Genomic DNA, 26559 nt, shown 5'->3' with positions numbered 1-26559 from the left:
TTATGGAAACAACTGCATTATCTCTTCCACTTTCATCACACCGCACCATAAAACGCGCCCTGACGCTTATCGAAAATCACCTGCGTGAACCGGGCGTGTCGTTTACCTCAGCATCACTCACCCGTGACTGGCTGCGGCTCAACCTCGCAGGGCTGGAGCGGGAAGTGTTCATGGTGATGTTTCTGGACAATCAGAACCGGCTGCTGGCGCACGAAACCCTATTTCACGGCTCCATCATTAGTACGGAAATTCATCCCCGCGAGGTGGTTAAGGCCGCATTACGGCACAACGCCGCTGCGGCCATCTTTGCCCACAATCATCCCTCCGGATATGCCGAGCCCAGCGATGCCGATCGTCGCATCACCGAACGGCTGAAAAAAGCGCTGGCTCTGGTTGAGGTGCGCGTGCTGGACCATCTGATTGTCGGCAGCAAAGAGATTGTTTCGTTCGCCGAACGCGGCTGGTCATGAAGGAGGACATATGCATTTTCAACAATGGGGCCTAAAGTGCGGAAAAACGCCGTGTTTCGGTGCCAGGCTGGTGCAGGAAGGCAACCGGCTGTACTTCCTGGCTGATCGGGCAGGATTTACCGGCGACTTCAGCGATGATGAAGCATTGCGCCTTGACCAAGCTTTTCCGCTGATAATGAAACAGCTGGAACAGATGCTTTTAGCTGGAGAGCTGAATCTCCGCCAGCAGCAACGCGTTACACTGCATCACAACGGGCTGGCCTGCGAAGCCGATACGCTCGGTTCACACGGTTACGTTTACCTCGCGATTTATCCCTCTCCGGCAGTCACCGGCTGACCCCGCAGCATCTGACAACAGGATCACACCACATGCAAAATTTACCTTTACCCGAGCCACGGGCGGCTGAACCCTGCCCGTCGCCTGTGCAGGTCTGGCAGCTGCTGCTCACACATCTGCTGGATAAGCACTACAGCCTCACGCTCATCGACACGCCGTTTGGCGACGACAACGTAATTCAGGCGCACATCAATGCCGGTATTTCTCTGTGCGACGCCGTCAATTTCATTGTTGAAAGGTATGAACTGGTGCGCACCGACCATAGCCGTTTCAGTCTCTCCGAACGCTCTTCACTGATTAGTGCCATAGACATCCTGCGTGCCCGTCGTGCAACCGGACTGATAGTGAGCAGCGGCTACAGCACCATAACCCGCATCACAACAGGCCGGTATCGGGAGGACAAAACACAATGAAAATCGCTCTGGACTTCTGCGCTGAAAGCATCAGCGTGCTGGCGCTGAACATGGGCAAAATCGCGGTAAAGGTTGAAGGTAACCTTTTCATCATCTCTCACTTCAACTCATACACCCGTACTTAAACTGGCGGGTGTTTTCATTTATGGAGACAACATGCAACCGGACACCGATGTACTGGCCGACCATACTGACATTATCTGCTCCACCAGCATCGAACGCATCGTTACCGGACGTGATGCAGCGCTGGTGCAGATTGAGCAGTTGATTCAGCAACTCGAAACCCTTTCCCAACTGACAGCCGGAATCGGCGGCGGCAAAGCTGCCGACTGGGCGATGAAACAAGGTAATCGCTATGACTGCTGGCTGATGGAAAAGCCAGAGGAAGCGATGCCGGTGATCACCCGCAATATTGACCGCAGCTTGTGGCACGACCTGATGCTGAAATCCGGCATGCTATCGTTGATGGATGCGCAGGCCCGTACGCAGTGGTATCAGAATCTGGAAGATGGCGACCTTCCTGCCATCAGTGAGGCCAATATCCTCAGCACCTTTGAACAGCTGCATAAAAGCAAGGCGGAAGTGTTTGAGCGCAGTATCATCAACGTGTTCAAAGGGCTGTCATGGGATTACAAAACCAACAGCCCTTGTTACTTCGGCAAGAAGATCATCATCAACAATCTGGTGACGCACAACCGTTGGGGCTTCAGTCTGACGTGGGGTGTCAGACGTGATCAACTGGCCGACCTTGAAAGAATGCTGTATTTGCTCGATGGCAAAGCGATACCAGACAATCGTGCAGACATTTCCATTAACCTGATGAATCACATCCGCGATAATCCTGGCAAGGATGTTTATGACGATACATACTTCTCCATCCGCTACTTTCAGAAGGGCACCGCGCATCTCACGTTCAAGCGCCCTGAGCTAGTCCAGAAGATGAACGACATCATTGCAAAGCATTATCCAGACCAGCTCCCCCCTTCAACTAACCAACGTTGTGAGATGATGAAAAACGAGCTGAAAAAAATGGAAAATGCTTTAGGCACCCTCTTAGGCACCAATGAAAATTTGAATTGATAAATTGGCAATTTAATTCAGTTGGTTAGCGAACCAATTCAGACTCCGCCAGCCCACCAAATTCTTGGTTGATGGTTCCAGAGCCATTTAACGAAGTCCTGAAAGCCCGCATGGCACAAGCCCTGCGGGCTTTTTTGTGTCTGTAAGCTTCCGAGCCGATCCGCCTGAATCCAAAGATAATTGGTACACATTTAGGTACATGCTATAAAGTGGGCGGGGAATGTTTCAGCGGCAGCGGCCCGGCTTTCAGTAGATCCTCGTTTACGCCTTGAATATTCAAAGCGTATTAAAGAAATGGCTGAGGACCTTAGATCACGGGCTAATCTCGGCCTCATTACATGGGAGCAGGCTGCACGTGAGGCACAGGAAACTCGCAACCTGATAATGGATATGGTCCGATCGCGAAGTACCCCGCTGGGCCGTGCAATGGCAGAGCAGATGAAATCATCTGGCAAAACGCTGAATGAGTTAGTAGCCAAAAAAGCAACGTCACTTTTCGGCCCCAGAGTTAATTTTAACACCCTGTCTGAAACGCAAAAAAATCAGGTTTATGCCAGCATTGTTGAATCCGCTGGTAAATCCAACCCGCAAGTTAATCTGAGGATGATGCGGCTTTCCCGCGCAGGAAAAGGGCTGATAGTACTTTTTATTGCCATCTCTTTTTATGAAATCTATACGGCTGAGAACAAGGTTTCAGAAACGGGGAGACAGCTGGCTATTAATGGTGCGGGCATTGCCGGAGGAGCTGCTGGCGGAGCGATGGCTGGGTTAATGTGTGGGCCGGGCGCGCCTGTCTGTGTTGTCATCGGTGGATTTGTCGGAGGCGCACTCGCCGCGTGGGAGATGGGACGTATATGGAGATAAATATGCAGCCGGTTAATACGGTGGCTTTGATTGAAAACAGTCCGGCGACTGAATTTAAACAAGCGAAGTCAGAAGTGATTGTTGCAGGGAAAGCAACCGGCGTTATTGTTTCCGGCCATGTACTGGAGGCGGCAGTTCAGGTTGATGATGACCGCTACCTTATTTTCACCACGGATGATGTGATTTATGAAGAGTTCCTTACGGTAACGCTGATTAGTCTCAATGATGGCGTTCTTGAATCTTTGCACTTAGGAAACGAATATTCCTCCGGTGTTTTTGAAAAGCTCAGTACAAGCCATGAAAGCGTTCACTTTCACTTTATTGGTGATGCAGTCTGGACGATAAAGGTTGCCGATTCACCGCGTTTGCGCCTCCCTTTCTTCTCAGATCCACGCGGTGTTAAGCGAACATCAGGCTTAAAAACCTATATGACAATCATGGCAGAACCCATTCCAGCCCCCCCAAATAATGGTAACGCTTTACGTTATTGGTATACGCTTAAGTATACCAATAAAATATAAATTACGAAAAAATAAATAAAATCAAGTAGATATGTAAATAATTCAGATTCCGCCAGTTTTTGATGGTTCCAGAGCCATTTAACGAAGTCCTGAAAGCCCGCATGGCACAAGCCCTGCGGGCTTTTTTGTGTCTGTAAGCTTCCGAGCCGATCCGCCTGAATCCAAAGATAATTGGTACACATTTAGGTACACGCTATAAAGTGGGCGGGGAATGTTTCAGCGGCAGCAGCCCGGCTTTCAGTAGATCCTCGTTTACGTCTTGAGTATTCAAAGCGTATTAAAGAAATGGCTGAAGACCTTAGACCACGGGCTAATCTCGGCCTCATCACATGGGAACAGGCTGCACGTGAGGCACAGGAAACTCGCAACCTGATAACGGATAGGGTCCGATCGCGAAGTACCCCGCTGAGCCGTGCAATAGCAGAGCAGATGAAATCATCTGGCAAAACGATAAATGAGCTATAAGATTTCAGAAACCAGGAGACAACTGGCTATTAACGGGGCAGGCATTACCGGAGGAGCTGCTGGCGGAGCGATGGCTAATTTAATGTGCGGTCCGGGAGCGCCAGAATGAGTAGAAAAACCATGAGACATCTCTCATTGAAATTTAAAATGCCTGATTTTCGCGGCGTATCGCGCCGCTTCAGTTTAAGAAAATTATTGGTACCTCAGAAGGTGTTTCGCCAACCCAGACTAATACTCACATTCAATACCAGGGCAGAGATATTCAATTTCCTCAATTAGTTCAGCGCACTTTTTTTTAAAAGAGGCAGAACTACAAGTATACTTTAATTCATCAAGCCGATTTAGAATTTGCCTGTGATCAGGTAATTCGCCATTCAATAACGAATCCATTGTCACCCTCCCCAGAATAGTGAGTTGAGTAATATCATAGCATTTTACTTCACCAAGCTGTTCAAAATGCTGGGCAATTTGTTGCTCTATTGTGTTTGACATCGTTTTGACTACCCAATTAAAGAAACCATGCTCATGTAAATAATATTGATTATAGTTTTTTTAAAGACTATTTGAAGTCAATACTTTTGATTTACACGCAATCACAACAGTTATTTCAAAAAATTACAATTCAGTAATGGCAAGATAAAAATCTAAAAACACCCCTTAGCCAGAATAAAAATCTAGATTTAAAACACAAATCGAGTTTTTATGTCGAAAGATGTAAATATACAGCTTAAACCTTATGATTTAGCGCCAACGACAGCAACATCTTAAAAAAATTCAGTTGAGCCCTTAAAAAAGCTCTGTTACATAACATCCAGCCTTGAAGGATTTTATTACAAGGCAGACAGATGCTTAATTACACAGAGACATAATTATGAAAAAAACAATTGTTGCGTTATTCATTGGTACAGCTTTAGCGCCCGTTGCACACGCTGCTGAAGTCTATAATAAAGATGGCAATAAACTTGACGTTTACGGCAAGGCCGTTGCTCGTCATTATTTTAGCAAAAATTCATCTATTGATGGTGACAATACCTACATCCGTTTTGGATTTAAGGGTGAGACCCAGATCACCAATGAACTTACTGGCTATGGTCAGTGGGAGTACAATATTCAGGCTAATCACTCAGAAAGTGGTCGCGATGCGCAGAATGGAAACAAAACGCGTTTAGGTTTTGCTGGTCTGAAGTTTGGTAACTGGGGCTCACTGGATTATGGACGTAACTACGGTGTGATTTATGACGTCGCAGCGATTACAGATACGCCAGTGATTTTTGATGACGAGACTTTCAGCTATACCGATAACTTTATGACAGGCCGTGGTAATGGTTTCTTAACTTATCGGAATAACAATTTCTTTGGTTTGGTTGATGGCCTGAATTTTGCTCTTCAGTATCAGGGCGCGAACAATGATAGCACAAACAACTCCCGCGATCCTATGCGCTCAAATGGAGATGGCTACGGTGCATCTGTAAGTTATGATTTCGGATACGATATCACTGCTCTTGGCGCATATTCATCTTCACGCCGCACTGAAGCCCAGAACAATCTTTTACTGGGTGAAGGTAAACATGCTGATATCTGGGCTGTAGGCCTGAAATACGATGACGGTCACGCTTACCTGGCAGGTACATATGCGCAGGCGCGTAATCTTACACCGATCCGTTCACTCGGTTATGCTAATAAGTCAGAAAACCTTGAGCTGGTGGCTAAATATACCTTTGACAACGGCTTCGTGCCTGGCGTAGGTTATTTCCGTTCCAAAGGAAAAGATTTAGGGCCAGCTGCGGACCAGGATCTGTTGCATTACTGGGATTTTTCTATCAGCTATTATTTCAACAAAAACATGTCCATTTATGCTGACTATAAGCTTAACCGCATCAGCAGCAACAACCAACTTGGACTCGCCCACGATGACCAAACGGGTCTGGGCCTCACTTATCAATTCTGATAATAAAGGCCTGCTTTGCAGGCCTTATCTTTATGTTGGAATGATCAAAACAAATCGGGCTCCACCAAGTGTACTATCTTCACATTTCACCGTCCCGCCATGAGCCTGGGCAATTGCCCGTACCACTGACAGCCCCAGGCCTGATGAACCATGAGCAGTTTGTTTTAGAGGATCTATTCGATAAAACGATTCAAAAATAGTATGCCGCAATTCCGCTTCTATACCTGGCCCCTCGTCTTCGACAGTAATATAAAGCTTGTCGCCACCCATCCAACAATGAATGCTGATAACACCTTCATTGGCGTAATCAAGCGCATTATGGAGTAATGCAAGTATCGCCTGCCTGAGTCGTACATGATCTGCGTAACAGTTGTTAACCAAAATTTTGTAAACCAGCTTTTTCCCACGCTTAGCAAAATTTGGCTCAAGTGATTGTAAGATAGTATTTATTTCCTGACTGAGATCGCCCCATTCTCTGTAGAGTGTAAGCTGATTAGAATCTGCTAAACTCACCGTCCGCAAATCATCAATTAAGCGTGACAGGCCATCAATATTTTTCATAAATGCAGCAATGACATCAGGATCGGCGCTAAGTACTCCGTCAGCTATTCCCTGAAGCCCGCCTTTAAGAACCGTCACAGGGGTTCTCAGCTCATGAGCAATAGCTGCGTTCCAGAGCTTCATATCGTTCGTCATGATCTCCATACGTTCAGCCATCAGATTAAAATCCTGCACCAATAGATCAAGTTCATTAAGGCAGAACGTGCCTGCCTTAGCTCTTGTGGTAAGGTTTCCCTGGGCAATTTGCCTTGCAGAGGCTGCAATGGATGTAATAGGAGGCAATAGCTTTTTTGCAAATTTAAGCGAAATAAAAAAAGATAAAAAAACCGTTAATAAAGTAGATATTAATATCGGCAAATAATCACTGGGTTCGGGAATGATTTCTATTGGATCATGGATAAAAAAAAAGCGTAAAGATAATACACGGGGATAGGTAATATTGTTGCAATTACAGTGAGCATAGCAAGCAGTTGGAAAATACGGTGTTGCAATGAATTTTTATGCATGCTTAATCCCCCAGACGATAACCCACACCTCGTATTCCTTCCGGAACATGAGATATGCCTACCGTTTCAAGTTTTTTTCTGAGCTTGCTGATATGACTATCAACCGTTCTGTCGCTGACATCGGAGTCAGAGAAACAAGCCTCAATCAATTCGTAACGAGTAAAGACCCGACTAGGATTACGCATCAAATGCAGGAGAATTCTAAACTCCGTATAAGTGATAAGTTTTGAAATTTCTTTATGTCCTTCATTTGTCCAGAGTTGATGTGTCGCCTGATTAATAGTCAGATGTTGAGAGCGATAAACTTTTAATTCGTCACTGTGGCTGTGGTAAGTCATTCGCTTAAGAATCACATGTACGCGCGCGACAAGCTCTACCGGGCTGAACGGTTTAACCAGATAATCGTCGGCTCCCGTCTTCAGAGCCAAAACCTTATCAATATCGGCATCCAGCGCAGTCAGCATCATTATCGGTGCGTTGCTAAAGCTTCTGATTTCTTTCAGCACATGCCAGCCATCTTTTTTGGGCATTTTTATATCAAGTATCACAAAATCAGGGAGAGTTTGCTGCGCTATTTTCACAGCGACTTCGCCATCAATTGCATGGATGACGTCAAAACCCTCACGCCGGAGATAAGCTTCTACTATCGTTGCAATGCCAGTATCGTCTTCCGCAAGTAATACTCGTTTTTTATTCCTGCTCATAACGAACTCCAGGACCAGTCATTTAATTTTGAAAAAGCACATAATAACCTCAGCAAAAAGCACCTATCTTTCTGATTTATATTACTCTGAGACAACGCCTTGCTGATAATGCGTCACCTATAAAAAAGAAAATTCTGGTGGCATTTTATATTCTTTTCCATTAATGAACAATAGATTAATTAAAAAACAAGCATCGCTTTATTAAAGCAGCGCTTACTAATTTATTTCTACATGTAAAATAGATGGATATTACGTTGCACTACATTATTCCCTTATGCCGTGCATTTAATATAATCCAGGTTTTAATAAAGCTATCGATGTCTAATTTTGATAACCCGTTAAGCCATTATTATTATCGTTTGCATCATCTATGATGAAACAATTAAAATCAAAGAACTTACATTATTATTGGCCAGCACCCAACACAGGATAAGACACTTAATAGAATGAGTGTACAGTATTGCCTGCTACATTAAATTTACCGCAACCCGCAGCAAACTGAATCTTATGCCGCACCCTGGATGCGGCTGTTAAGCAAAAATTTTACAGGCATATTTGGGAGCAGTGCAAACACTTTCATTCTTAACGAGGCGTAAGACTCTTATACAAGCAGCATACCGCAGTGTGCTTTTAATTCTCTGACAATAGCGCCAGCCTCACTGTCCCTTACTTCGCCACACATTCCTCGTTTCACTTCAAGCACGCCTACACCACAAGCTATTAACAGCGGATCAAGAGAAATTATCGTTCCTGGCTGACTTTCAGAAAAAGATTCCTTAATACAGCTTTCCCATATAATCAGCTTTTTTTCCCCCGCCATCGTATACGCACCGGGCCAGGGATATGTGATCCCACGGATCAGATTATGGATTTCAATGGCAGATTTTTTCCAGTTTATAAGGCCATCATCCGGTTGCCTTGCTCCGGGACAACTGGCGAGCCTTTCATCCTGAATCCGCTCAATAAGTGTTCCCTGCTGCAAGCCCCGTAACCATTCAGGTAATCGTGCGCGGGTCATCTGAACAAGTTTTTTATGCAAGCTCAAAGCATTATCATGTTTTTCAATCGTAACTTTGGCTTGAGCTAAAATTGGACCTGCGTCTTTCTGACGGGTGACCCTGTGAAGGGTTACTCCGGTATGTTTCTCACCATTAATGATGACCCAGTTCAAGTGCGAGCGGCCTCGGTAAGCAGGTAAAAGCGAGGCATGGATATTATGAGCACCAAACGTTGCAGCCTGTGTTATTTCTTCAGTCAGTTCTTGCCGGTAAGATAAAGTAAACAGGTAATCCGGTTTAAGTTGCTTTATTAATTCAACGCACTGTGATTCATTAACGTTGTCGGGAAAAAAAACAGGGATACTGAGTTTTTCAGCTTGCCCGGCAACTGAATCAAAAAAAATCTCTTCAGAATCACTGTTTCTATGCGTAAAAACAGCAACAACATTGTATTCGGCTTCAAGCAGCGATTGCAAACCGGCACAGCCCATATCGTGATAGCCAAAAAGGATAGCCACAGGTTTTTTAAAATATCGTTCAAGCCTCATATGACCTACGTTATACATGTATGTGTTGAAGTATATACATACCAATAGTTATATAAATGAATGCCAAACAACAACTGTTTATTTACACGATTACACTAAAACGCAACAAAAAACACCGTCTGATACACATTATTTATAGAGAATATTTGTGTATTTTTTTTTGCACGATTAGTTTTTATAAACCCCGTTAACGTCCGTGCAAAACTGCTGGAACCCGCGTTGGTTACATTTAGCTCAGGTTTGCGTATAACTCATTGCCATTTTATAAGCTTATTTTGATGATAACTGAGAACTTTAATAAACTCACAAAAACCTACGAAAATAAAAAATCGTTATTAACCTCTGGTAATGTTGACCTTATTTATTTTATTGGCCTGTTTATTTGCTGGATGTTACCCGGCCTTATTGGACATGAGCCATGGAAACCTGACGAAGCCTACTCTTTTGGCCTGATATTACATATATATCAAACTGGAGACTGGGTTGTACCCACTCTCGCAGGGGAGCCATTCATGGAAAAGCCCCCCATTTACTATGTGATATCAGCGTTAATGGTTCATTTGTTATCTCCTCTGTTATCTCTTCCCGATGCTGCCCGTCTGGCATCCGGAATTTTTATGATAATCACATGTTCAGCAATTACCGGGGCAGCCAGGCTAACATTTGAGAAAGGGTACGGTAGATGGGCGGCAGTTGTATTTTTGTCATGTCTGGGTCTATGCGTTCGCTCTCATCAAATGATAACCGACACTGCACTGCTGGCCGGCTGTAGCCTGGGGCTGTTCGGATTAATTGCTTCAGAAAAACGTTGCTTAATTGGGGGAGTATATCTTGCTATTGGCGCTGCGTTTGCTTTTCTGGCCAAAGGCTTGTTAGGACCAGGGATCCTTGGGTTAACGGTTTTTTTTGCTGTGCTTTTATTTAAGCAATGCAGGAAAAAGGATTTCTTTATCGCGATTATTGTGGCTTCTCTGATCTTCATAAGCGCAGTTACCCCTTGGTTATATGCATTGTGGCAACGTTCCCCAGAACTTTTCCTTACCTGGTTATGGGATAACAATCTTGGCCGTTTCTTTGGCGCTAACGACCTTGGCCCTAAAAAGGGGCATTTCTTTTATCTGTATACCCTCCCCTGGTACGCTTTCCCTGCACTTCCTTTAGTATTTTACTATTTGTATAAAAAAAAGAATGAGATGTACTCATTCGGGTTAAAAGCATCATTGCTTTATTTTATCATCACCTTTTTCGTACTTTCAGCATCCAGTGACGCCCGAGAGCTTTATGCCCTTCCAATGTTGCCTCCGCTTGCCATTATCGCTTCCGGCATAGCTAAAAATCTTCGCATGAAAAAAGTATCCACGTCAGTGATTATTCTGACAGTTTTTTTTGCGCTTGTTTTATGGGCCATCGGCTTGCTCTTTGCTTTTGGGTCGGCTTGCCCCTGGTTTATAGAAGTAGTCACCCATTATCTTCCGGGTTTTAACGCAGAGTTTAATCCAAACCTCATTTTTTCTGCTCTTGCTGCCACGTTGTTTATTTGTCTTGCACTTATGCAAGGACTAAAAAAGAACATGCCTGATGCTTATTATTTTTTCTGCATAATTACACTGGTCTGGTCTTGCATTATGACTCTCGGTCTTCCGGCTATCGATTACTCAAAACGGTACTCTGACGTTTTCCTCAGCCTTAAGCCTTATCTTAAAGGTAATGAATGCCTGGTTAGTAAAGGGCTGGGAGAGCCGCAGCGAGCCATGGTTGAATACTATACGGGAATAAAAACCAAGCGAGTTGAGATGCATGGTATGGAACATAATTGCAGCCTGTTATTGCTACAGACCTCTATCTCCTCTCCGAGCGAAAATAATGAAGATATTCTTTGGAAAGGTCATCGGCCAGCAGACGACGACGAATTTTATATACTTTATAAACTCACGGCAAAAACGAAGGGTTACCTCAATTGATTGCCATTGGGTATTTATAAAACCCCGTAAAGGGGACGGCAAAATGTAACTACCAGCGCGGTGTAAATGTTACAAAATGAAAATTAAATGGCACCTTGCGTGCCCTTTCTATCTTTCTTATAAATTGTTTATTTAGCGTTTATTTTTTGTAGCCCACTATATCGGCCGTCAGTTGTGACGTTAGGTAAATATATTATTTTTTAGCATTAAATTTAACTTAACGCACTCAACCTTCTGTATTAATGGTAAGGATAATATGGCTTTTTTACCTTTTTCACGTCCCTCGTTTGGAGAAAGTGAGATTGCTGCCGTGCGTGATGTTTTTGATTCTGGCTGGATAACAACCGGACCCAAAAATGCAGCACTCGAGCAGGCTTTTTGTGAGTTGACAGGCAATCAACATGCTATTGCTGTTAGCTCAGCTACGGCAGGTATGCATGTTGCGTTACTCGCACTAGGCATTAAACCTGGCGATGAAGTCATTACGCCCTCTCTCACTTGGGTGTCCACGATTAATATCATCACGTTGCTCGGAGCCACTCCGGTAATGATTGATGTTGATCGGCACACTTTAATGGTGACGCCAGAGCAGATTGAAGCAGCAATAACACCACGCACTCGCGCCATTATTCCGGTGCATTATGCGGGCGCACCCGCTGATCTGGACGGAGTCCGTGCAGTCGGCACACGTCACGGCATTCCAGTGATTGAAGATGCAGCTCATGCAGCAGGTTGTTATTACAAAGGACAACATATTGGCAATCAGGGAACGGCAATCTTCTCTTTTCACGCCATCAAAAACATGAGCTGTGCCGAAGGTGGCCTGATTGTTACAGATGATGCTGAACTGGCAGATCGTATGCGCAGCCTAAAGTTTCATGGGTTGGGTGTAGACGCCTATGATCGCCATACTCACGGCCGCAAGCCGCAAGCTGAAGTCGTCATGCCGGGATTTAAATACAATTTGCCGGATATTAGTGCGGCGATCGCGCTGGTCCAACTGCAGAAACTGCCTGCTTTCAACGCACGTCGTGCTGAAATTGCCCAACGCTATCTGACTGAATTGGCCGATACGCCATTCTTACCGCTGGAGCAGCCTGCATGGCCGCATCAGCACGCATGGCATCTTTTCATTATTCGGGTTGACGAAGCACAGTGTGGCCTGAGCCGTGATGCATTGATGGAAGCACTAAAAGCACAGGATATCGGCACAGGCCTGCATTTCCGTGCAGCCCATACACACAAATACTACCGCGAACGCTATCCGCATCTTTCCCTTCCTAATACGGAATGGAATAGCGATCGCATCTGCTCAATCCCCCTTTTCCCGGATATGCACGATGAAGATGTTGAACGCGTTATCCGTGCATTGCGTCTTTTAGCTGGAGCCTGAAATGCTGGAAGAAAAAGCTATTCGTAAAATTTCTGTGGTGATCCCTGTATATAACGAACAGGAAAGCCTACCTGAGCTGGTACGCCGTACGAATGAAGCCTGCGCTGTACTGAAGCTGGATTATGAAATCCTACTGGTTGATGACGGCAGTAGCGATCGCTCAGGCGAAATGATCGCCGATGCCGCTGATATGCCCGGTAGTCATATTCTGGGTGTTCTGTTGAATCGCAACTACGGTCAGCATTCAGCGATCATGGCTGGCTTTAGTCATGCCTCTGGTGATTTGATTATTACCCTGGATGCCGATCTGCAAAATCCCCCGGAAGAGATTCCCAATTTGGTTAAGGCCGCGCAACAGGGCTACGATGTGGTCGGCACTGTTCGTCAGAATCGCCAGGACAAATGGTTCCGCCGCCGCGCCTCACGCACCATCAATCAATTAATTCAGCGCGTCACCGGCAAAGCGATGGGCGACTACGGCTGTATGTTACGCGCCTATCGTCGTCATATCGTTGATGCAATGCTTAATTGCCATGAACGCAGCACCTTTATCCCTATCCTCGCGAATACCTTTGCACGCCGTACCATTGAGCTTCCAGTTGCGCATGCAGAGCGAGAGCATGGTGATTCAAAGTACAGCTTTATGAAGCTGATTAACCTGATGTATGACCTGGTTACTTGCCTGACCACCACACCGTTGCGCCTGTTAAGCATTGTAGGCAGCCTGATTGCCCTGTCCGGTTTTGCTTTCTCGCTGGTGCTGATTGTGTTGCGTTTGTTATTTGGGGCTGACTGGGCCGGCGACGGGGTTTTTATGCTGTTTGCAGTGCTGTTTATTTTTATCGGCGCTCAGTTTATCGGTATGGGCTTACTCGGCGAATACATTGGCCGAATCTATAACGATGTACGCGCCCGTCCACGCTACTTCATTCAACGTGTTGTCCACCCGCACCAAAAAGCTTCTTCTGTACAGGAAATTGAACAATGAAAACGATCGTCTTTGCCTATCATGACATGGGCTGTGTAGGTATTAACGCACTGTTAGCCGCTGGCTTTGAAATCACAGCTATTTACACTCACGCCGATACAGTGGCCGAGAATCATTTTTTTGGTTCAGTGGCGCGTTTAGCTGCCGAGCAAGGCATACCTGTATATGCACCGGAAGATGCAAACCACCCGCTGTGGGTAGATCGCATTAAGCAGATGAATCCAGATTATATTTTCTCATTCTATTATCGCAATCTGCTGAGCGACGAAATTCTTAATAGCGCGCGATTTGGTGCTTTTAATCTGCACGGCTCACTGCTACCGAAATATCGTGGACGCGCACCACTCAACTGGGCGTTGGTGAATGGAGAAACCGAGACCGGCGTGACGCTGCATCGCATGATAAAACGTGCCGACGCAGGCGAGATTGTCTCGCAGATGCGTGTTGCAATTGATCAGCAGGACAATGCATTAACGTTACACCGCAAAATGCTGCGGTGCGCAGAAACGCTGCTTAATGACAGTTTACCTGCAATGAAACGCGGTGAGATTTCCACCACGCCACAGGATGAAAGCCAGGCTTCAGTAGTAGGACGTCGTACGCCTGAAGATGGCCGCATCGAATGGGAGCAATCAGCGCAGTCAATTAATAATCTGGTGCGTGCTGTCACCGACCCATGGCCGGGTGCATTCGCTTTCGTAGGTTCAGTAAAATTTGTTGTTTGGCAGGGGCGCGTGCACAGCAATCCGCAACAGGCCAAACCGGGCACCGTTCTGTCCGTTGATCCTTTTATCATCGCATGCGGTGAAGGAGCCCTCGAAATCGTCACGGGCCAGATCGAAAACGGCGTATATATGAATGGCAGTCAGCTGGCGCAAAGCCTGGGCATGGTACCGGGTGTGCTGCTTTACTCAAAGCCGGTATCAGCTGTGCAACGTCGTACCCGCGTGTTGATTCTTGGTGTGAATGGTTTCATTGGTAATCATCTTACCGAACGTCTGCTTCAGGATGACAATTTTGAAGTCTATGGTCTTGATATCGGTTCTGATGCTATTAGCCGTTTCCTTGATCAACCACGCTTCCACTTCGTTGAGGGCGATATCAGCATTCACTCTGAATGGCTCGAATATCACATCAAGAAATGCGATGTGATATTACCGCTGGTAGCAATTGCAACGCCGATTGAATATACCCGTAATCCATTGCGCGTGTTTGAGCTGGATTTTGAAGAAAACCTCAAAATCATACGTAACTGTGTGAAATATAAAAAACGTATTATTTTTCCATCAACTTCTGAAGTGTACGGCATGTGCACCGACAAACATTTTGATGAAGACCACTCTAATCTCGTGGTCGGCCCGATTAATAAACAGCGCTGGATCTATTCCGTGTCTAAACAGCTTCTGGACCGCGTGATCTGGGCTTACGGTGAAAAAGAAGGCTTACGTTTCACGCTGTTCCGTCCGTTCAACTGGATGGGACCGCGTCTTGATTCCCTGGATGCCGCACGTATCGGTAGCTCGCGCGCCATTACCCAGCTCATTCTCAACCTGGTGGAAGGTACGCCGATCAAGTTGATTGATGGAGGCGCGCAGAAACGTTGCTTTACTGATATCCAGGACGGTATTGAAGCGCTGTTCCGCATTATTGAGAACAAACATAATAACTGCGACGGTCAAATCGTTAATATTGGTAACCCTGAAAACGAAGCCAGTATCAAAGAACTGGCTGAACGCCTGCTTGCGAGCTTTGAGCGCCATCCGTTGCGAGATCGCTTTCCGCCTTTTGCTGGCTTCAGTGAAGTAGAGAGCAGTAGTTATTATGGCAAAGGCTATCAGGACGTAGAACATCGCAAGCCGTCCATTAAAAATGCCTTCCGCCTGCTAAATTGGGTGCCGACAGTGAAGATGGATACCACTATCGATAATACGCTGGATTTTTTCCTGCGCACCGTTGAGCAGCAGGATAAATCATGAAGAAAATTGGGTTGCGCGTAGATGTGGATACGTGGCGTGGAACCAGACATGGAGTAGCGGCGTTACTGGAGCAGTTTAGTCAGCATCAGATACAAGCCAGTTTCTTTTTTAGTGTCGGGCCCGACAACATGGGGCGTCATTTATGGCGTCTCATGAAGCCGCGCTTCTTATGGAAAATGCTGCGCTCACGCGCGGCATCACTCTATGGCTGGGATATTTTACTGGCAGGCACCGCCTGGCCCGGACGAAGAATCGGTAAGGGCCTTAGCGATATCATCAGAGCTACGGCAATAGAGCATGAAGTCGGGCTACACGCCTGGGATCATTTCGCCTGGCAGACCTGGGCGGGCGTCTGGTCAGAAAAAAAAATGTTGGAACAGATTGCACTGGGTAAAGAGGCTCTGGAACATCTTCTTGGGGAAGAGATTACTTGCTCAGCAGTGGCAGGATGGCGAGCAGATGAGCGTGTACTGGCAGCAAAAGAACAATTTAACTTCCGGTATAACAGTGATTGTCGCGGCACTGGACCGTTTTTACCACGGCTACCAGATGGCCGCCAGGGTACGGTACAGATTCCTGTCACGTTGCCGACCTGGGATGAAGTTGTAGGGCAGACTGTGAGCGCGGCCGGATTCAACGACTTTATCCTTGAAAAAATGCAGGCCGCAAACGGCTTACCGGTATACACCATCCATGCCGAAGTTGAAGGAATTATCGGCCTGCCTGCGTTCGCCGATTTATTAACGCGGGCAGAAAAGCTAGGCATTTGCTTCTGTCCATTAAGCGAGTTACTGCCAAACGATTTAAGCACCCTTCCTGAAGGAAACATCGTGCGCGGAAACATTCCGGGACGAGAGGGCTGGTTAGGCTGCCAGAGCTAATTTTAATAAGGAATTTTGGATGCGTATAGGTACCAGAACTACGCTTTTTTTTGCGCTTTTTGCGCTTTTTGCGCTTTATTATCTCATTCCCATTGAACTTCGTGCCTTGTGGCAGCCTGACGAAATTCGCTATGCGGAAATTAGTCGTGAAATGATTAGCAGTGGAAACTGGGCGGTTCCGCATTTTTTCGAGCTGCGTTATTTTGAAAAACCCATTCTGGGCTACTGGGTTAATAACATCGGTCAGTTGCTATTTGGTCATACTAACTTTGGCGTGCGTGCAGGATCGATCTTCTGCACTTTGTTAAGCGCTGCCCTGATCTACTGGCTTGGCAGAGAGATATTTGCCAGTCGGAGAATCGCGCTAACCGGCAGCGTGATTTTCCTGACTTCGTTGCTGGTATATGGCATCGGCACTTATGCGGTCCTTGATCCTATCCTGCTGCTGTGGCTGGTGCTGGCCATGTGCAGCTATTGGTTTGCGGCGCAGGCCATCAGTGTGCAGCAACGTTTATGTGGTTACCTGCTGCTTGGAGCAGCATGTGGCCTGGGTTTTATGACCAAAGGTTTCCTGGCGCTCGTAGTGCCGGTGCTGGCAATTATGCCCTGGGCAATCTGGCAGCGCCGATTTGGCGAACTACTGCGCTGGGGGCCCTTCACAATCGCGGTGGCAATCCTCTTGAGCGCGCCCTGGGCAATGGCGATTAACCGTCAGGAAGGGGATTTCTGGCACTATTTTTTCTGGGTAGAGCATATCCAGCGTTTTGCTGATCAGGATGCGCAGCACAAAGCGCCTTTTTGGTATTATTTCCCTGTATTGCTGGCCGGTTGCTTGCCATGGCTGGCACTGTTGCCAGGCGCACTGAAGTGCGCTTGGGACAAACGTGATCAGCAGGCGGGCGCAGTCTATCTGCTGAGCTGGGTACTGCTGCCATTGCTCTTTTTCAGCATCGCTAAAGGTAAATTACCAACCTATATTTTACCGTGTTTCGCACCGCTGGCCTTGCTGATGTCGCATTATGCACACAGCGGTAGTACAGAGGTAATAAAAGCTTTCAAAGCGAATGGCTGGATTAATATTCTTTTTGGTGTGGTTGCTAGTGTTGTATTGCTGATAGTTATTGCCCCCTGGGGACTGGTGCATCGAAAAATATACGCCAGTGGCGAGACGTTACGCGTAATATGCGGCGTTTTGGCATTTGGCTTCTGGGCCGTATCAGGCTGGCTTAGCCTCAGGCCGGGTAAATATCGTTGGCAATTGGCGGCACTTTGTCCACTCATGTTGGCGCTTTTAATCGGTTTTGCCATTCCCCAAAAAATCCGCGATTCGAAGCAACCACAGTGCTTTATCAGCGCAATACACGATCAACTCGCGCAAAGCCGTTATCTGTTAGCCGATAATCCTGGGATAGGCAGTGCTATAGCATGGGAATTACAACGTAGCGACATCACTTTTTATGATAATAAAGGGGAGATAAGGTATGGCCTTAGCTACCCCGATGCACAACAGCGCTATATCCCCAAAGAGGCACTTACTGACTGGTTGCGTACTCATCGTCGTCACGGGCCGGTTGCTCTGGTAATGATGCTTAATGCAAGTGAAGATGGTCTGAATGTGGATCTACCGACACCAGATAATATCTATCAGCAGGGGCGTCTGGTCTATTATGGATATAACTCGTTACCATGAATTTTATACTTATTTTTCTGGTTAGCTTCCTGAGCTGCGCTGCTCAGTTATGCCAAAAACAGGCAGCGCACATCGATATAAAGCGCGATAAGAAAAGGTTCATGCTGTGGCTGGTATCAAGCATTCTCCTGCTCGGCATAGCAATGTTACTATGGCTGGCGGTACTGCGCGTGGTGCCAGTCAGCATCGCTTATCCGATGCTAAGCCTGAACTTTGTGCTGGTGGCTATTGCCGCGCGGTTAATCTGGCGCGAAACCTATACGTTACTGCAATGGATGGGCACATTTGCTATCGTCGTGGGCGTAGCGATGATGGGAAGTCATTTATGAAAGGGATTGTTCTTGCGCTTTTCAGTGTGCTGCTGGTTTCACTGGCACAACTGCTATTTCGCGCAGCGATGCAGGATATTCCATCTCTGATTGAGCTGCTAAATTTAGATACGCTGTCGCATCTTAAGCCGTTGCTATTGCTGTTCATCGGGCTGAGCGCTTATGCAATGTCAATGCTTTCCTGGATGATGGCGATGCGCTATCTACCACTTAATCGGCTCTATCCGTTACTCAGCCTGAGTTACATTCTGGTCTGGCTGGCAGCAATATTATTGCCATCATTTAACGAGCCCTTTCGGTGGAGCAGCTTTACTGGCGTATTGCTGATAGCTATTGGATTATTATGTGTATCACTACCCACAAAAAAATCAAGATAGCTATTGTGTCAGACATATTAAATAAAGCGATTCACTTCGTGAAATCGTATTAACGATTAACAAAAATAAGGAAAAGGGCATCATTCAGATGCCCAAGAAAATTACACTCAGTTTTTCTTTGCATTACGCATAGAATAAATTTCAGGTTTGAACTCTTCAATATCATATTTAAGTGTAAGCAAACGCATGTGATTCAGTAATGGTACTGCATCATCCAGGTCATAAAGTGGTTTATTAGCAAGTATTTCAAACTCTACATTGGCATAATCAAAGAAAAATCCAGTCAGGGAAAACCCATTATTTAAATAAAACTTTTTCCGGGCAAGCCTTTGATCATAATTAGTAGCCTGAGGATCCTCACGTTCAATATCCAAAATTATTTTTTTATCAGGGTATTGCGACGCAATGAATTGAAGTAATTTGCCACCGTAGCCTTTTGAACGTTGTGACTTCCGTATTGCAATAAAGGCCAGATAAGCGTTCACCTCATTAAAGATTACCATATAAAATCCAATAAAATCACTCCCATCATAAACTGCAGACAAGCTAATGCCCTCTTCCTGAGCCATTAAAATCAACTTATCAAAAGGAACACGCTCATCGACAGGAAATGCCTCTTCATTAATCTCTCTAACAATACTTAAATCAGGGAAGTTATCATCGATTTTAACCGCGTAAATACTCATTTTTCACCTTTTAATATTTAGTTAATAAAAAATTACTCATAACACATTATTTTGTACGAATGCTAATTATAATAGTATGTGGAAGAAACAGATAAAATAACTTATAAGATTTTTTACATTGTGCAGAATGCATGATCATATTTGTAATTTTCGTTAATTACAAACAGAGCACTACTGACATATCTTTACTTGCGCTCAGGTTTTAACAAACTGGCATTTTGTGGTTTACACTGCCATGTAACCTGTATGGCAGTGTACCAAAGCAAAATTTAATTAATGCCATTTTAGCCACATTACATCATTAGCTGTATAAAACACTCTAAACTAATTTTAGTTGGGCAAGTTCTGTTTTGATGTAAGAGTAAAAAACTGGTGCTGCCACAACCCCCGCTATGCCCCATACAGTTTCCAGGACAACCATAGCAAGGATGATTTCCCACACGTTAACTTTTGAAGACTTTCCCAGGAAATTAGCATTAAAAAGGTATTCCAGCTTATGAATAATGATAAGAAAAAGAATACTTAACAGAGCCGCTTTCAATGATATTGATAAAGCAATAAAGGTAATAATGGTATTGGATATCAGGTTGCCAACTACCGGGAGCAGGCCCAAAAAGAATGTAGCCAGAATAATGGTTTTTTTATAGGGGAGAGCAATGTCTACAACAGGTAAAACAAGGAAAAGAAATATGGTTGTAAAAAAAGTATTTAACAGGGAAATCTTGATCTGAGCATGGAAAAAATTCTTAAACGCCAGGTAAAAATTACTTACTCGATTTGATAGCTGTTGAGTTAAAGGTGCCTGGAAATACGGGGGTGAATCATGCTGCAAAAAAATCATTAAAGCGATAATTAAACCTATCACCACTGTTGCAGCAAGATGCAATGCATTTTTCCCTACCAGTGCAAAAGTAGAAATATGATACTTTATTAATTTAATTGCAGCATATTTAAACTCATCAAATGACTCAGGGATATCCATATCAGAGAAAAGATGAAATGTACTCCCGGCGCTTTTCAAAATTTCTGAAAAAGAGTTGATAAGTTCACTGCTGGATGGAAATCCCGATGAAAAAAAGTTTACCCCTTTAGTCAAAAGGTAAAAACAACCAATACCTAACAGACAAAGTACAATTAAAACCGCCAGAAGATTAGCCAGTGATTCAGGCAAAAATTTCTTTAGCTTTTTAGAACTATAGCTAAGCAGGCTGTAGATAAAAAAACTAAAAAAAACGCCAGCGAGCAGATGAAAATGCATTATAAACATCAGAGTTGCTGCTGACATAGCAAAACTTGCCAGTGTACAGGCTTGATTTTGAGGAAGAGACAATATCATTTTCATGTTTTAGGGGTTTTAAAAATTAACCTTATATATTCATATAAATCAGGAACAATACTCAGTAGTTCAATATGTTTGCAATATCTATCAAGGTCAAGCCAGTAAAAAATATTTAACGTAATTTCATATGTCTAATGTGCAGGTTGAGTGCACGGGCGTGCTCTCATACATAAATTAAACAAGCTGGTTTCGCAGGATCCCCCTTATAATCAATGATCTAACCACGGCTAACGTAAAAAACACTCATGATTATCTATCTTAAAAAACAGGCACCAATATTGTACTTGCAATATAGTTTTATGCTGAATTTTATTATGATTAAGCTACCACAAAGTGCCGGTTATTATTGAGTATCCTGAAACACTCACCCAGTGCGTCTCTATTTTATCCAGAATGTTATAGTACCGTGTCGATTTTATTAATGACCGTCTGTAACGCTTCATAAAACACTCGCTTTTTCCTGAAACATTAGCCGTCGGTTTAATAGCCTTGATAAATCAGCTAATCGCAGAGCTGCCTGCTCGTCGCCTCTCGAGCACAATGACTATATATTTGGCCTGCCGGCAGACGGAGGCAGCTCTGCTTTATCTCCTGACAAGGTTGTTATTTCCTCACTGGACGAAGAACTGGACGAAGATGAGATACGATAAAGATCAACAGGATAACGCCGACACTCATAATGACCCAGGCGGTAGCCAAAGAATCAGTATGATCCTGCACCACTCCCGCGATCAAAGGCATCAGAGCGGCCAGCAGATAGCCGCCGCCCTGCACGAAGGCCAGTAGACGTCCCGCTTCCGACGGAGTAGCGGCGTGGTCCAGCGTAACTGTTAACGAAAGTGGAAACAGTGCGCCAATACCTGCGCCAAGAAGTAACGTTGAAAGAATCGGCGTAGTGCCAGGCGCAACGATCAAACTGACCAGCCCGGCTAACAGTAACAGCAGAACCATAATTAGCAGCCCGCGCCGATCCGGGAAACGGTGGACAACCGCCGTTACCATAAAACCTGCCACAACTTCCGTCAGCGTTAATCCTGCCAGGATATAACCGCTGCTGCGGGCGCTCCAGCCAGCCTGAATATAAAGAGGCGGCAGCCAGGCCAGCACCAGCGTATAGGCACCGGTTCCGATGCCAAAAAAGAACATTAACAGCCATGCGCGTCCTGTCAGACGAACGTGATAGCCTTGCATCATCGGTAGCGCGGCGGAACGTCTGGTCTGCAGCGTCCAAACGCCCAGCGCCAGCAGCACCGGCAAGCCGGCAGCGGCAAAAGTGTTTGCCGTACCGATCGCGCTGGACATTGGCGCTGCGGTGGCTGCGGCGACGGCGGCACCGGCCATAATGCCGGTTGAAAATAACGACATTAACGTAGCGGAATACCTGGCATAATTCTGCTTAATCAGCGCAGGCAGTAATGACTGGACGATGCCGATGCCGCTGCCAGCCAGTAAGGCGGTGGCGATTAGCCATGATGAGGAGAGACTGAACTTTCTCAACAGGCAGGCCAATGCCAGCAGTGCCAGCCCGGCGGCGACGCCGCGCACGCTACCGGTTCGTCGTAACAGCTCGGGGCCGCCAAGCGCAGCCAGCCCCATCATGATAACGGGCAAAGTGGTGAGTAAACTAAACTGGATGCCCGATAGCCCGGATGCGCTATTTAGCTGGGAAAAAAGCGGCCCAACGGCGGAGAGGACAGGTCGCAGATTCAGCCCGACAAGAAAAGCGGTCAGAGCAAATATAACGGGAAGTGATAATGATTTTTTCATAGCGGGCCTCTCTACAGGGCTTAAGGGAAGGTGCCAACCCGGCAGAAAGCGCACCGGATATTTATCTTAACGTTAAGATAGATACCCAGATAATAAAAGCCGCGCCGCATTCATCGACAAATACTCTTTACTATCAGCAGGTGAGAAATGCAGGACCATATTGATTTTGTAATCAGGCAGTGGGAAGAAACAATGCCGGAGCTGGATACCTCTTCGATGAAGATTTTTGGCCGTATGCTCCGTCTGTTAAAGCATCTCAGCAAGGCTCGGGCCAACGCGCTGGAATCGTTCGGCTTCCGTGAAGGCGAATTTGACGTGCTGGCCACGCTCAGGCGAGCCGGGGAACCTTACCGCCTTACACCAACGCAGCTGTATAAATCATTGCTGGTGACCTCTGGTGCCATGACTAACCGGCTGAGCAGGCTGGAACAGGAGGGATTAATCGAGCGCATCGCCGATCCAGCCGATGGCAGAAGCATGCTGGTGGGCCTTACCCGGCATGGCGCAGACCAGATTGAGCAGGCGCTTTATGTACATACCGCCACGCAGCAGACGCTGCTTGCAACGCTAAACCCTGAGCAGCAAAAAGCGCTGGAAACGCTGCTGCGGAAACTGCTGGTGGCATGTCCGGATGAGCAAAGCGATGTCGGACGGTAAAGAAGACGTCAGCAGCAAGCGATGATCAGCGTAAACAGTGCCTGTTTTTATGACCGTCGAGGAAACAGCGATCTGTTTTTTACAGGTTATTCTGAAGGCGAAAACCGCTTTATCGTGCCATTGTTAACTATACTTTTAGATTGATAACCTTTATTTGGTGAGGGAAAGATGAAAAAAACAATCATGGCACTATCTGCACTGCTGCTGGCTTCTCCGGTTTTTGCGGCAACCACCCACGCTACGGATGACACCGTTGCTACCGCGCATGAAGGCGCGCATACCGCAAAAGAAAAGCTGCATCAGACGCAGCATCAGGGCGAAGAGATGAAGCTGAAGTCAGAGCATGCGGCAGAAGGGAAAAGCGATAACCTGAGCAGCAAAGCCAGCGAAGGTACGCAGAAAGCATGGGATAAAACCAAAGAAGGCACCGAAAAAGGCTGGAACGCTACCAAAGAAGGCACCGAGAAAGGCTGGAATAAGACCAAAGAAGGCGCCAGCGATCTGAAAAACAAAGTCAGCGAATAACGCCCTAATCCCTGTTAATAAAAGGCCGCCTTTGCGGCCTTTTGATTTTTAGGCTGCTGTCGATAAGTGTTTGCCAACAGCGATAACGCCGCGATGCTTTAACCCGTCTGCGCGTCAGGCTTACTTATGCAGCGCCAGCCCTTTTATCGCTTTATCTACCGCCTTTTTAGGGCCGCGTAGCGCCAGGCCAACCAGATCCAGGTTATCCGCATCCTCCGCCAGAAAAACCTCGCGGTTAGCATGATCATGCCCGGTGGAAAACATCGCATGTACATAGGGGATCAGCGTTAGCTCTTTTTCCAGCCCTTTACGATGGGCACTCTGCAGGCCGTTAAGATCGGCTTCAAAAATCAGCATCGGCTGGCCCAGCATATTGCCGTAGCGATTGCCGTGCGCATCAATATAGGGTTCACCCATCATCTCCGGCGCCGCAGACGCCACGCCGCTGGCAAGGAATGCCACCACGTTCAGGCGCTGCCATATCGCCAGATCGTGACGAACAATAAGTGCGACTTTGGTATCAAACATCAATCAGGCTCTCCGGTGATTAACAACAGAAGCCATCATCAGAGAAGTGGTGCCCGCGCGTATAGAACGTTTGTGCACTGATGCTGATACTGGGCTGGGGTGATGCGGTAGGCGCGCCGGAACCAGCGGCCAAAGTGGCGTTGATCGGCAAAGCCTACCTGAGCTGCCGCCTCTGCCGGATTGAATCCCTGCGTTAACAGCATGCGGGCGGTACGTAGCCGCACCAGATAAGCATGGGGTGACTGACCAAATGCCTTCTGAAACTGGCGCGTGGCCGTCATGCACCGCGCCCGGCTCAATCAGGATCACCCGACCGGGACGGCTGGTATGCAGCGTACGATGACAGTTAAAGCGCTGCAGCCCCGTTTGCGTCACGCCCACCAGCATCTCATCATGATCGTGCGGATCATAAGCATGACCATAGAAATGCGCATGTACGCTTTCGATGCTGGTTTCAGGCTCCCGCTGCAAATTTATCCAGTCGCTGTTTACGGATTTTGGCATTTTTCATTCCGCCAGGAGGATTAAATCGTCTGGCTGAGTGCCAGATCCGATATCCACCTTATCCATTTTTTCGCCAGCAGGAAATCTTTGTCAGAAAATTCAGCGGTGCCGCTGGCAGCAGGGAAAAAGCCAATCGGTTAATAAAAAATACCGGCAGGCTACTATGCAGCCTGCCGGTATTTTATTTAGTCTCTATCCTCGCGATTCTCGCTACGCGCTCTTCGGAGCACCAGGCGGTTCTGCGGAATTTTAACCATTTTTGCGTCAGTGTTGCCGGCGTCTTTTCGACGGAGCCCCGTCACTGACCGCGGGATGTGTCTGAATACTTTTCTTGCCTCCCGGTAAGACATGACTTTTTCTTCATCAGTCTCGCTTTTGGCAAGCTGCTGTAATTTATCCATGATGGCGTGATTACTTAAAGCACTCTGGCTGTCCAGAATCGACATCACCGCTTCGCCAAGGGCTACATGCACATTCTTAAAATCGTCTTTATCCAAACTCTCTCCTGTGCTGATGTTAAAGGAAACCGGTTATTCAGGCGATACGGAATAACCGGGTGCGCTTTTCAGACGCCAGCTGTTCCTTACGGCGACAACTACGTCAGAATCAGGAGAGTTTTACTGCAGCTATACATAGCGTGAAAACAGATTATTGATACAAAAAAACAGACTGGAGAGCGCACTTAAGTCGGAACATTACTCTCGCCCCAGCACCAGAGCCAACAGCCCATGATAGTGCATTTCCATTTCCTTGCTGGATACGCCATCCAGTTTCGTTAGCAGCCTGGCGCAAATCGCTTTGCGATTAACACTCTGTCCCGCTCTTAAAATATCAGCGACGATCTGTCCCAGCGTTTCCTGCTGAGTAGGGATATCCATATCTGCCATTTCAAAACGCGGAGCAAGTGCCTTGTTGATTTCAGGTGTCCATCGTTGCTGCGGCATCATTGGCGCCTCATGGTCAGATTATAAAATAAGCTAGCGTTGATGCAGGCTAAACTATACAAAAAAACAAAAGCTGTACAGGTATTTTTTGCTGAATGTATTACGGATCGTTCTTGATCCGAAACAGAAGAAGAGATACATGCGCATCTGCCCGGGAGGAAGGAATAGCAAAACGGCCTGTTTGCGCAGGCCATTGTTGCCTTAGTACTGGAACAGACTGAAGGTGCTGCTGTAATAACTGACCATCCAACCTACGTAGACCAACCACACCAGCAACAATCCAGCTAAGCCCATTTTCATTGTCATAATATTTCCTCACGCTTGCTAAGGTTTTTAACATCCTCTGCGCCATAATTTGGCAGAGTAAGAAAAGACTGAACTTGCGGCAGATCAATTAAACCTGTTTCATGATGAAAATGGATAAGCTGCGGCGATCAATTTTGCGTTACTCCCACTGTTTATCACGCATTTTCCTGAAAATTCACGGCCAGCCCGGTAAAGTAAACACTTAAAATCAATTGGTTATCCATTCCGGACTGATGATTATTACATCAATTCTGTTGACGCCCATGCCTTTACCGTTTCTATTCAGAAGGTAA

29 protein-coding genes and 1 pseudogene are annotated in these 26559 nt (G+C 46.2%); 19 read left to right on the top strand and 11 right to left on the bottom strand.

Annotation, left to right across the window (positions count from 1 at the left end; translation table 11 throughout):
* Positions 1-2: 2 nt before the first annotated feature.
* From radC to ACQE3Z_RS00325, 8 genes are all read left to right on the top strand, one after another.
* On the top strand, positions 3-470 hold the full coding sequence (gene radC, locus ACQE3Z_RS00360) for a RadC family protein (protein ID WP_154299257.1): 468 nt from the start codon (positions 3-5) through the stop codon (positions 468-470).
* 10 nt (positions 471-480) lie between these two features.
* Entirely contained in the window at positions 481-807 is a 327-nt protein-coding gene (locus tag ACQE3Z_RS00355; protein WP_046888481.1) for a type IV toxin-antitoxin system YeeU family antitoxin, read from the top strand.
* Positions 808-839: 32 nt separating this feature from the next.
* A complete protein-coding gene (locus ACQE3Z_RS00350) occupies positions 840-1220 on the top strand; it encodes a TA system toxin CbtA family protein (protein WP_426971576.1) in 381 nt (126 codons plus the stop codon).
* On the top strand, positions 1217-1345 hold the full coding sequence (locus tag ACQE3Z_RS00345; protein ID WP_426971575.1) for a hypothetical protein: 129 nt from the start codon (positions 1217-1219) through the stop codon (positions 1343-1345). The genes ACQE3Z_RS00350 and ACQE3Z_RS00345 overlap by 4 nt, the downstream gene beginning before the upstream one ends.
* 31 nt (positions 1346-1376) lie before the next feature.
* Positions 1377-2300 carry a DUF4942 domain-containing protein gene (locus ACQE3Z_RS00340; protein ID WP_426971573.1) on the top strand — a complete coding sequence of 308 codons (924 nt, stop codon included), beginning with the start codon at positions 1377-1379 and terminating at the stop codon, positions 2298-2300.
* Between the two features lie 426 nt (positions 2301-2726).
* On the top strand, positions 2727-3164 hold the full coding sequence (locus ACQE3Z_RS00335) for a hypothetical protein (RefSeq protein ID WP_426971572.1): 438 nt from the start codon (positions 2727-2729) through the stop codon (positions 3162-3164).
* Positions 3165-3166: 2 nt separating this feature from the next.
* The gene (locus ACQE3Z_RS00330) at positions 3167-3685 is read left to right on the top strand and encodes a hypothetical protein (RefSeq protein WP_426971570.1); all 519 of its coding nucleotides are present in this window, start codon (positions 3167-3169) and stop codon (positions 3683-3685) included.
* 1336 nt (positions 3686-5021) lie between these two features.
* On the top strand, positions 5022-6098 hold the full coding sequence (locus tag ACQE3Z_RS00325; RefSeq protein WP_426971569.1) for a porin: 1077 nt from the start codon (positions 5022-5024) through the stop codon (positions 6096-6098).
* A 30-nt stretch (positions 6099-6128) separates the two neighbouring features.
* On the opposite strand, the gene ACQE3Z_RS00320 is transcribed toward ACQE3Z_RS00325, so the two are convergent.
* Positions 6129-6902 (bottom strand): ATP-binding protein, encoded by a 774-nt coding sequence (locus tag ACQE3Z_RS00320; RefSeq protein ID WP_426973019.1) that lies wholly within the window; start codon positions 6900-6902, stop codon positions 6129-6131.
* Between ACQE3Z_RS00320 and ACQE3Z_RS00315 the strand changes: the two genes are divergently transcribed.
* A complete protein-coding gene (locus ACQE3Z_RS00315; RefSeq protein ID WP_426973092.1) occupies positions 6862-7020 on the top strand; it encodes a hypothetical protein in 159 nt (52 codons plus the stop codon). The genes ACQE3Z_RS00320 and ACQE3Z_RS00315 overlap by 41 nt on opposite strands.
* A 147-nt stretch (positions 7021-7167) precedes the next feature.
* On the opposite strand, the gene ACQE3Z_RS00310 is transcribed toward ACQE3Z_RS00315, so the two are convergent.
* A complete protein-coding gene (locus tag ACQE3Z_RS00310; protein WP_426971567.1) occupies positions 7168-7869 on the bottom strand; it encodes a response regulator in 702 nt (233 codons plus the stop codon).
* A 601-nt stretch (positions 7870-8470) separates the two neighbouring features.
* Entirely contained in the window at positions 8471-9415 is a 945-nt protein-coding gene (locus ACQE3Z_RS00305; protein ID WP_426971566.1) for a formyltransferase family protein, read from the bottom strand.
* Between the two features lie 278 nt (positions 9416-9693).
* Between ACQE3Z_RS00305 and ACQE3Z_RS00300 the strand changes: the two genes are divergently transcribed.
* The 8 genes from ACQE3Z_RS00300 to arnF all read left to right on the top strand — a co-directional run bounded on the left by ACQE3Z_RS00300 (position 9694) and on the right by arnF (position 19010).
* Positions 9694-11376 carry an ArnT family glycosyltransferase gene (locus ACQE3Z_RS00300; protein WP_426971565.1) on the top strand — a complete coding sequence of 561 codons (1683 nt, stop codon included), beginning with the start codon at positions 9694-9696 and terminating at the stop codon, positions 11374-11376.
* Positions 11377-11632: 256 nt separating this feature from the next.
* Positions 11633-12769: a UDP-4-amino-4-deoxy-L-arabinose aminotransferase gene (gene arnB / locus ACQE3Z_RS00295; protein WP_426971564.1), complete on the top strand. Its 1137-nt coding sequence runs from the start codon at positions 11633-11635 to the stop codon at positions 12767-12769.
* Between the two features lies 1 nt (position 12770).
* Positions 12771-13757 carry an undecaprenyl-phosphate 4-deoxy-4-formamido-L-arabinose transferase gene (gene arnC / locus ACQE3Z_RS00290; RefSeq protein ID WP_426971563.1) on the top strand — a complete coding sequence of 329 codons (987 nt, stop codon included), beginning with the start codon at positions 12771-12773 and terminating at the stop codon, positions 13755-13757.
* A complete protein-coding gene (gene arnA / locus ACQE3Z_RS00285) occupies positions 13754-15733 on the top strand; it encodes a bifunctional UDP-4-amino-4-deoxy-L-arabinose formyltransferase/UDP-glucuronic acid oxidase ArnA (RefSeq protein ID WP_426971561.1) in 1980 nt (659 codons plus the stop codon). Before arnC ends, arnA begins: the two co-directional genes overlap by 4 nt.
* Positions 15730-16614, top strand: coding sequence for a 4-deoxy-4-formamido-L-arabinose-phosphoundecaprenol deformylase (gene arnD / locus ACQE3Z_RS00280; protein WP_426971559.1), 885 nt, complete (start codon positions 15730-15732; stop codon positions 16612-16614). The genes arnA and arnD overlap by 4 nt, the downstream gene beginning before the upstream one ends.
* A 19-nt stretch (positions 16615-16633) precedes the next feature.
* Complete coding sequence (arnT, locus tag ACQE3Z_RS00275) at positions 16634-18304, top strand: lipid IV(A) 4-amino-4-deoxy-L-arabinosyltransferase (RefSeq protein ID WP_426971557.1); 1671 nt, start codon at positions 16634-16636, stop codon at positions 18302-18304.
* Positions 18301-18633 (top strand): 4-amino-4-deoxy-L-arabinose-phosphoundecaprenol flippase subunit ArnE, encoded by a 333-nt coding sequence (gene arnE, locus ACQE3Z_RS00270; RefSeq protein ID WP_426971555.1) that lies wholly within the window; start codon positions 18301-18303, stop codon positions 18631-18633. The genes arnT and arnE overlap by 4 nt, the downstream gene beginning before the upstream one ends.
* Complete coding sequence (gene arnF, locus ACQE3Z_RS00265; RefSeq protein WP_426971554.1) at positions 18630-19010, top strand: 4-amino-4-deoxy-L-arabinose-phosphoundecaprenol flippase subunit ArnF; 381 nt, start codon at positions 18630-18632, stop codon at positions 19008-19010. Before arnE ends, arnF begins: the two co-directional genes overlap by 4 nt.
* Positions 19011-19117: 107 nt before the next feature.
* Here arnF and ACQE3Z_RS00260 read toward each other — a convergent pair whose 3' ends face one another.
* The 3 genes from ACQE3Z_RS00260 to ACQE3Z_RS00250 form a co-directional block, all read right to left on the bottom strand.
* Complete coding sequence (locus ACQE3Z_RS00260) at positions 19118-19696, bottom strand: GNAT family N-acetyltransferase (RefSeq protein WP_426971553.1); 579 nt, start codon at positions 19694-19696, stop codon at positions 19118-19120.
* Positions 19697-20015: 319 nt separating this feature from the next.
* Complete coding sequence (locus ACQE3Z_RS00255; protein WP_426971552.1) at positions 20016-21026, bottom strand: AI-2E family transporter; 1011 nt, start codon at positions 21024-21026, stop codon at positions 20016-20018.
* Between the two features lie 612 nt (positions 21027-21638).
* Positions 21639-22802, bottom strand: a complete 1164-nt coding sequence (locus ACQE3Z_RS00250; RefSeq protein WP_426971551.1) for an MFS transporter — start codon at positions 22800-22802, stop codon at positions 21639-21641.
* A gap of 147 nt (positions 22803-22949) precedes the next feature.
* On the opposite strand from ACQE3Z_RS00250, the gene ACQE3Z_RS00245 reads away from it, so the two are divergent.
* On the top strand, positions 22950-23459 hold the full coding sequence (locus ACQE3Z_RS00245; RefSeq protein ID WP_426971550.1) for a MarR family winged helix-turn-helix transcriptional regulator: 510 nt from the start codon (positions 22950-22952) through the stop codon (positions 23457-23459).
* Positions 23460-23627: 168 nt separating this feature from the next.
* Positions 23628-23984: a hypothetical protein gene (locus ACQE3Z_RS00240; RefSeq protein ID WP_426971548.1), complete on the top strand. Its 357-nt coding sequence runs from the start codon at positions 23628-23630 to the stop codon at positions 23982-23984.
* 120 nt (positions 23985-24104) lie between these two features.
* On the opposite strand, the gene ACQE3Z_RS00235 is transcribed toward ACQE3Z_RS00240, so the two are convergent.
* The 5 genes and pseudogenes from ACQE3Z_RS00235 to ACQE3Z_RS00215 all read right to left on the bottom strand — a co-directional run bounded on the left by ACQE3Z_RS00235 (position 24105) and on the right by ACQE3Z_RS00215 (position 26300).
* A complete protein-coding gene (locus tag ACQE3Z_RS00235; protein ID WP_426971547.1) occupies positions 24105-24512 on the bottom strand; it encodes a DUF2000 family protein in 408 nt (135 codons plus the stop codon).
* Between the two features lie 38 nt (positions 24513-24550).
* Positions 24551-25016 (bottom strand): annotated as a pseudogene (locus tag ACQE3Z_RS00230) (AraC family transcriptional regulator).
* Positions 25017-25201: 185 nt separating this feature from the next.
* Positions 25202-25513 carry a hypothetical protein gene (locus ACQE3Z_RS00225; RefSeq protein ID WP_426971546.1) on the bottom strand — a complete coding sequence of 104 codons (312 nt, stop codon included), beginning with the start codon at positions 25511-25513 and terminating at the stop codon, positions 25202-25204.
* Between the two features lie 198 nt (positions 25514-25711).
* Positions 25712-25960 carry a regulatory protein YcgZ gene (gene ycgZ, locus ACQE3Z_RS00220; RefSeq protein ID WP_426971544.1) on the bottom strand — a complete coding sequence of 83 codons (249 nt, stop codon included), beginning with the start codon at positions 25958-25960 and terminating at the stop codon, positions 25712-25714.
* A gap of 100 nt (positions 25961-26060) precedes the next feature.
* Entirely contained in the window at positions 26061-26300 is a 240-nt protein-coding gene (locus ACQE3Z_RS00215; protein ID WP_426971542.1) for a hypothetical protein, read from the bottom strand.
* Positions 26301-26559: the final 259 nt, after the last annotated feature.

Source organism: Pantoea sp. FN0307, assembly GCF_050113815.1.
GTDB classification, from domain to species: domain Bacteria; phylum Pseudomonadota; class Gammaproteobacteria; order Enterobacterales; family Enterobacteriaceae; genus Mixta; species Mixta alhagi.
Note: the sequence above shows the minus strand (reverse complement) of the source record. Positions and strands in the feature narration are given on the sequence as shown.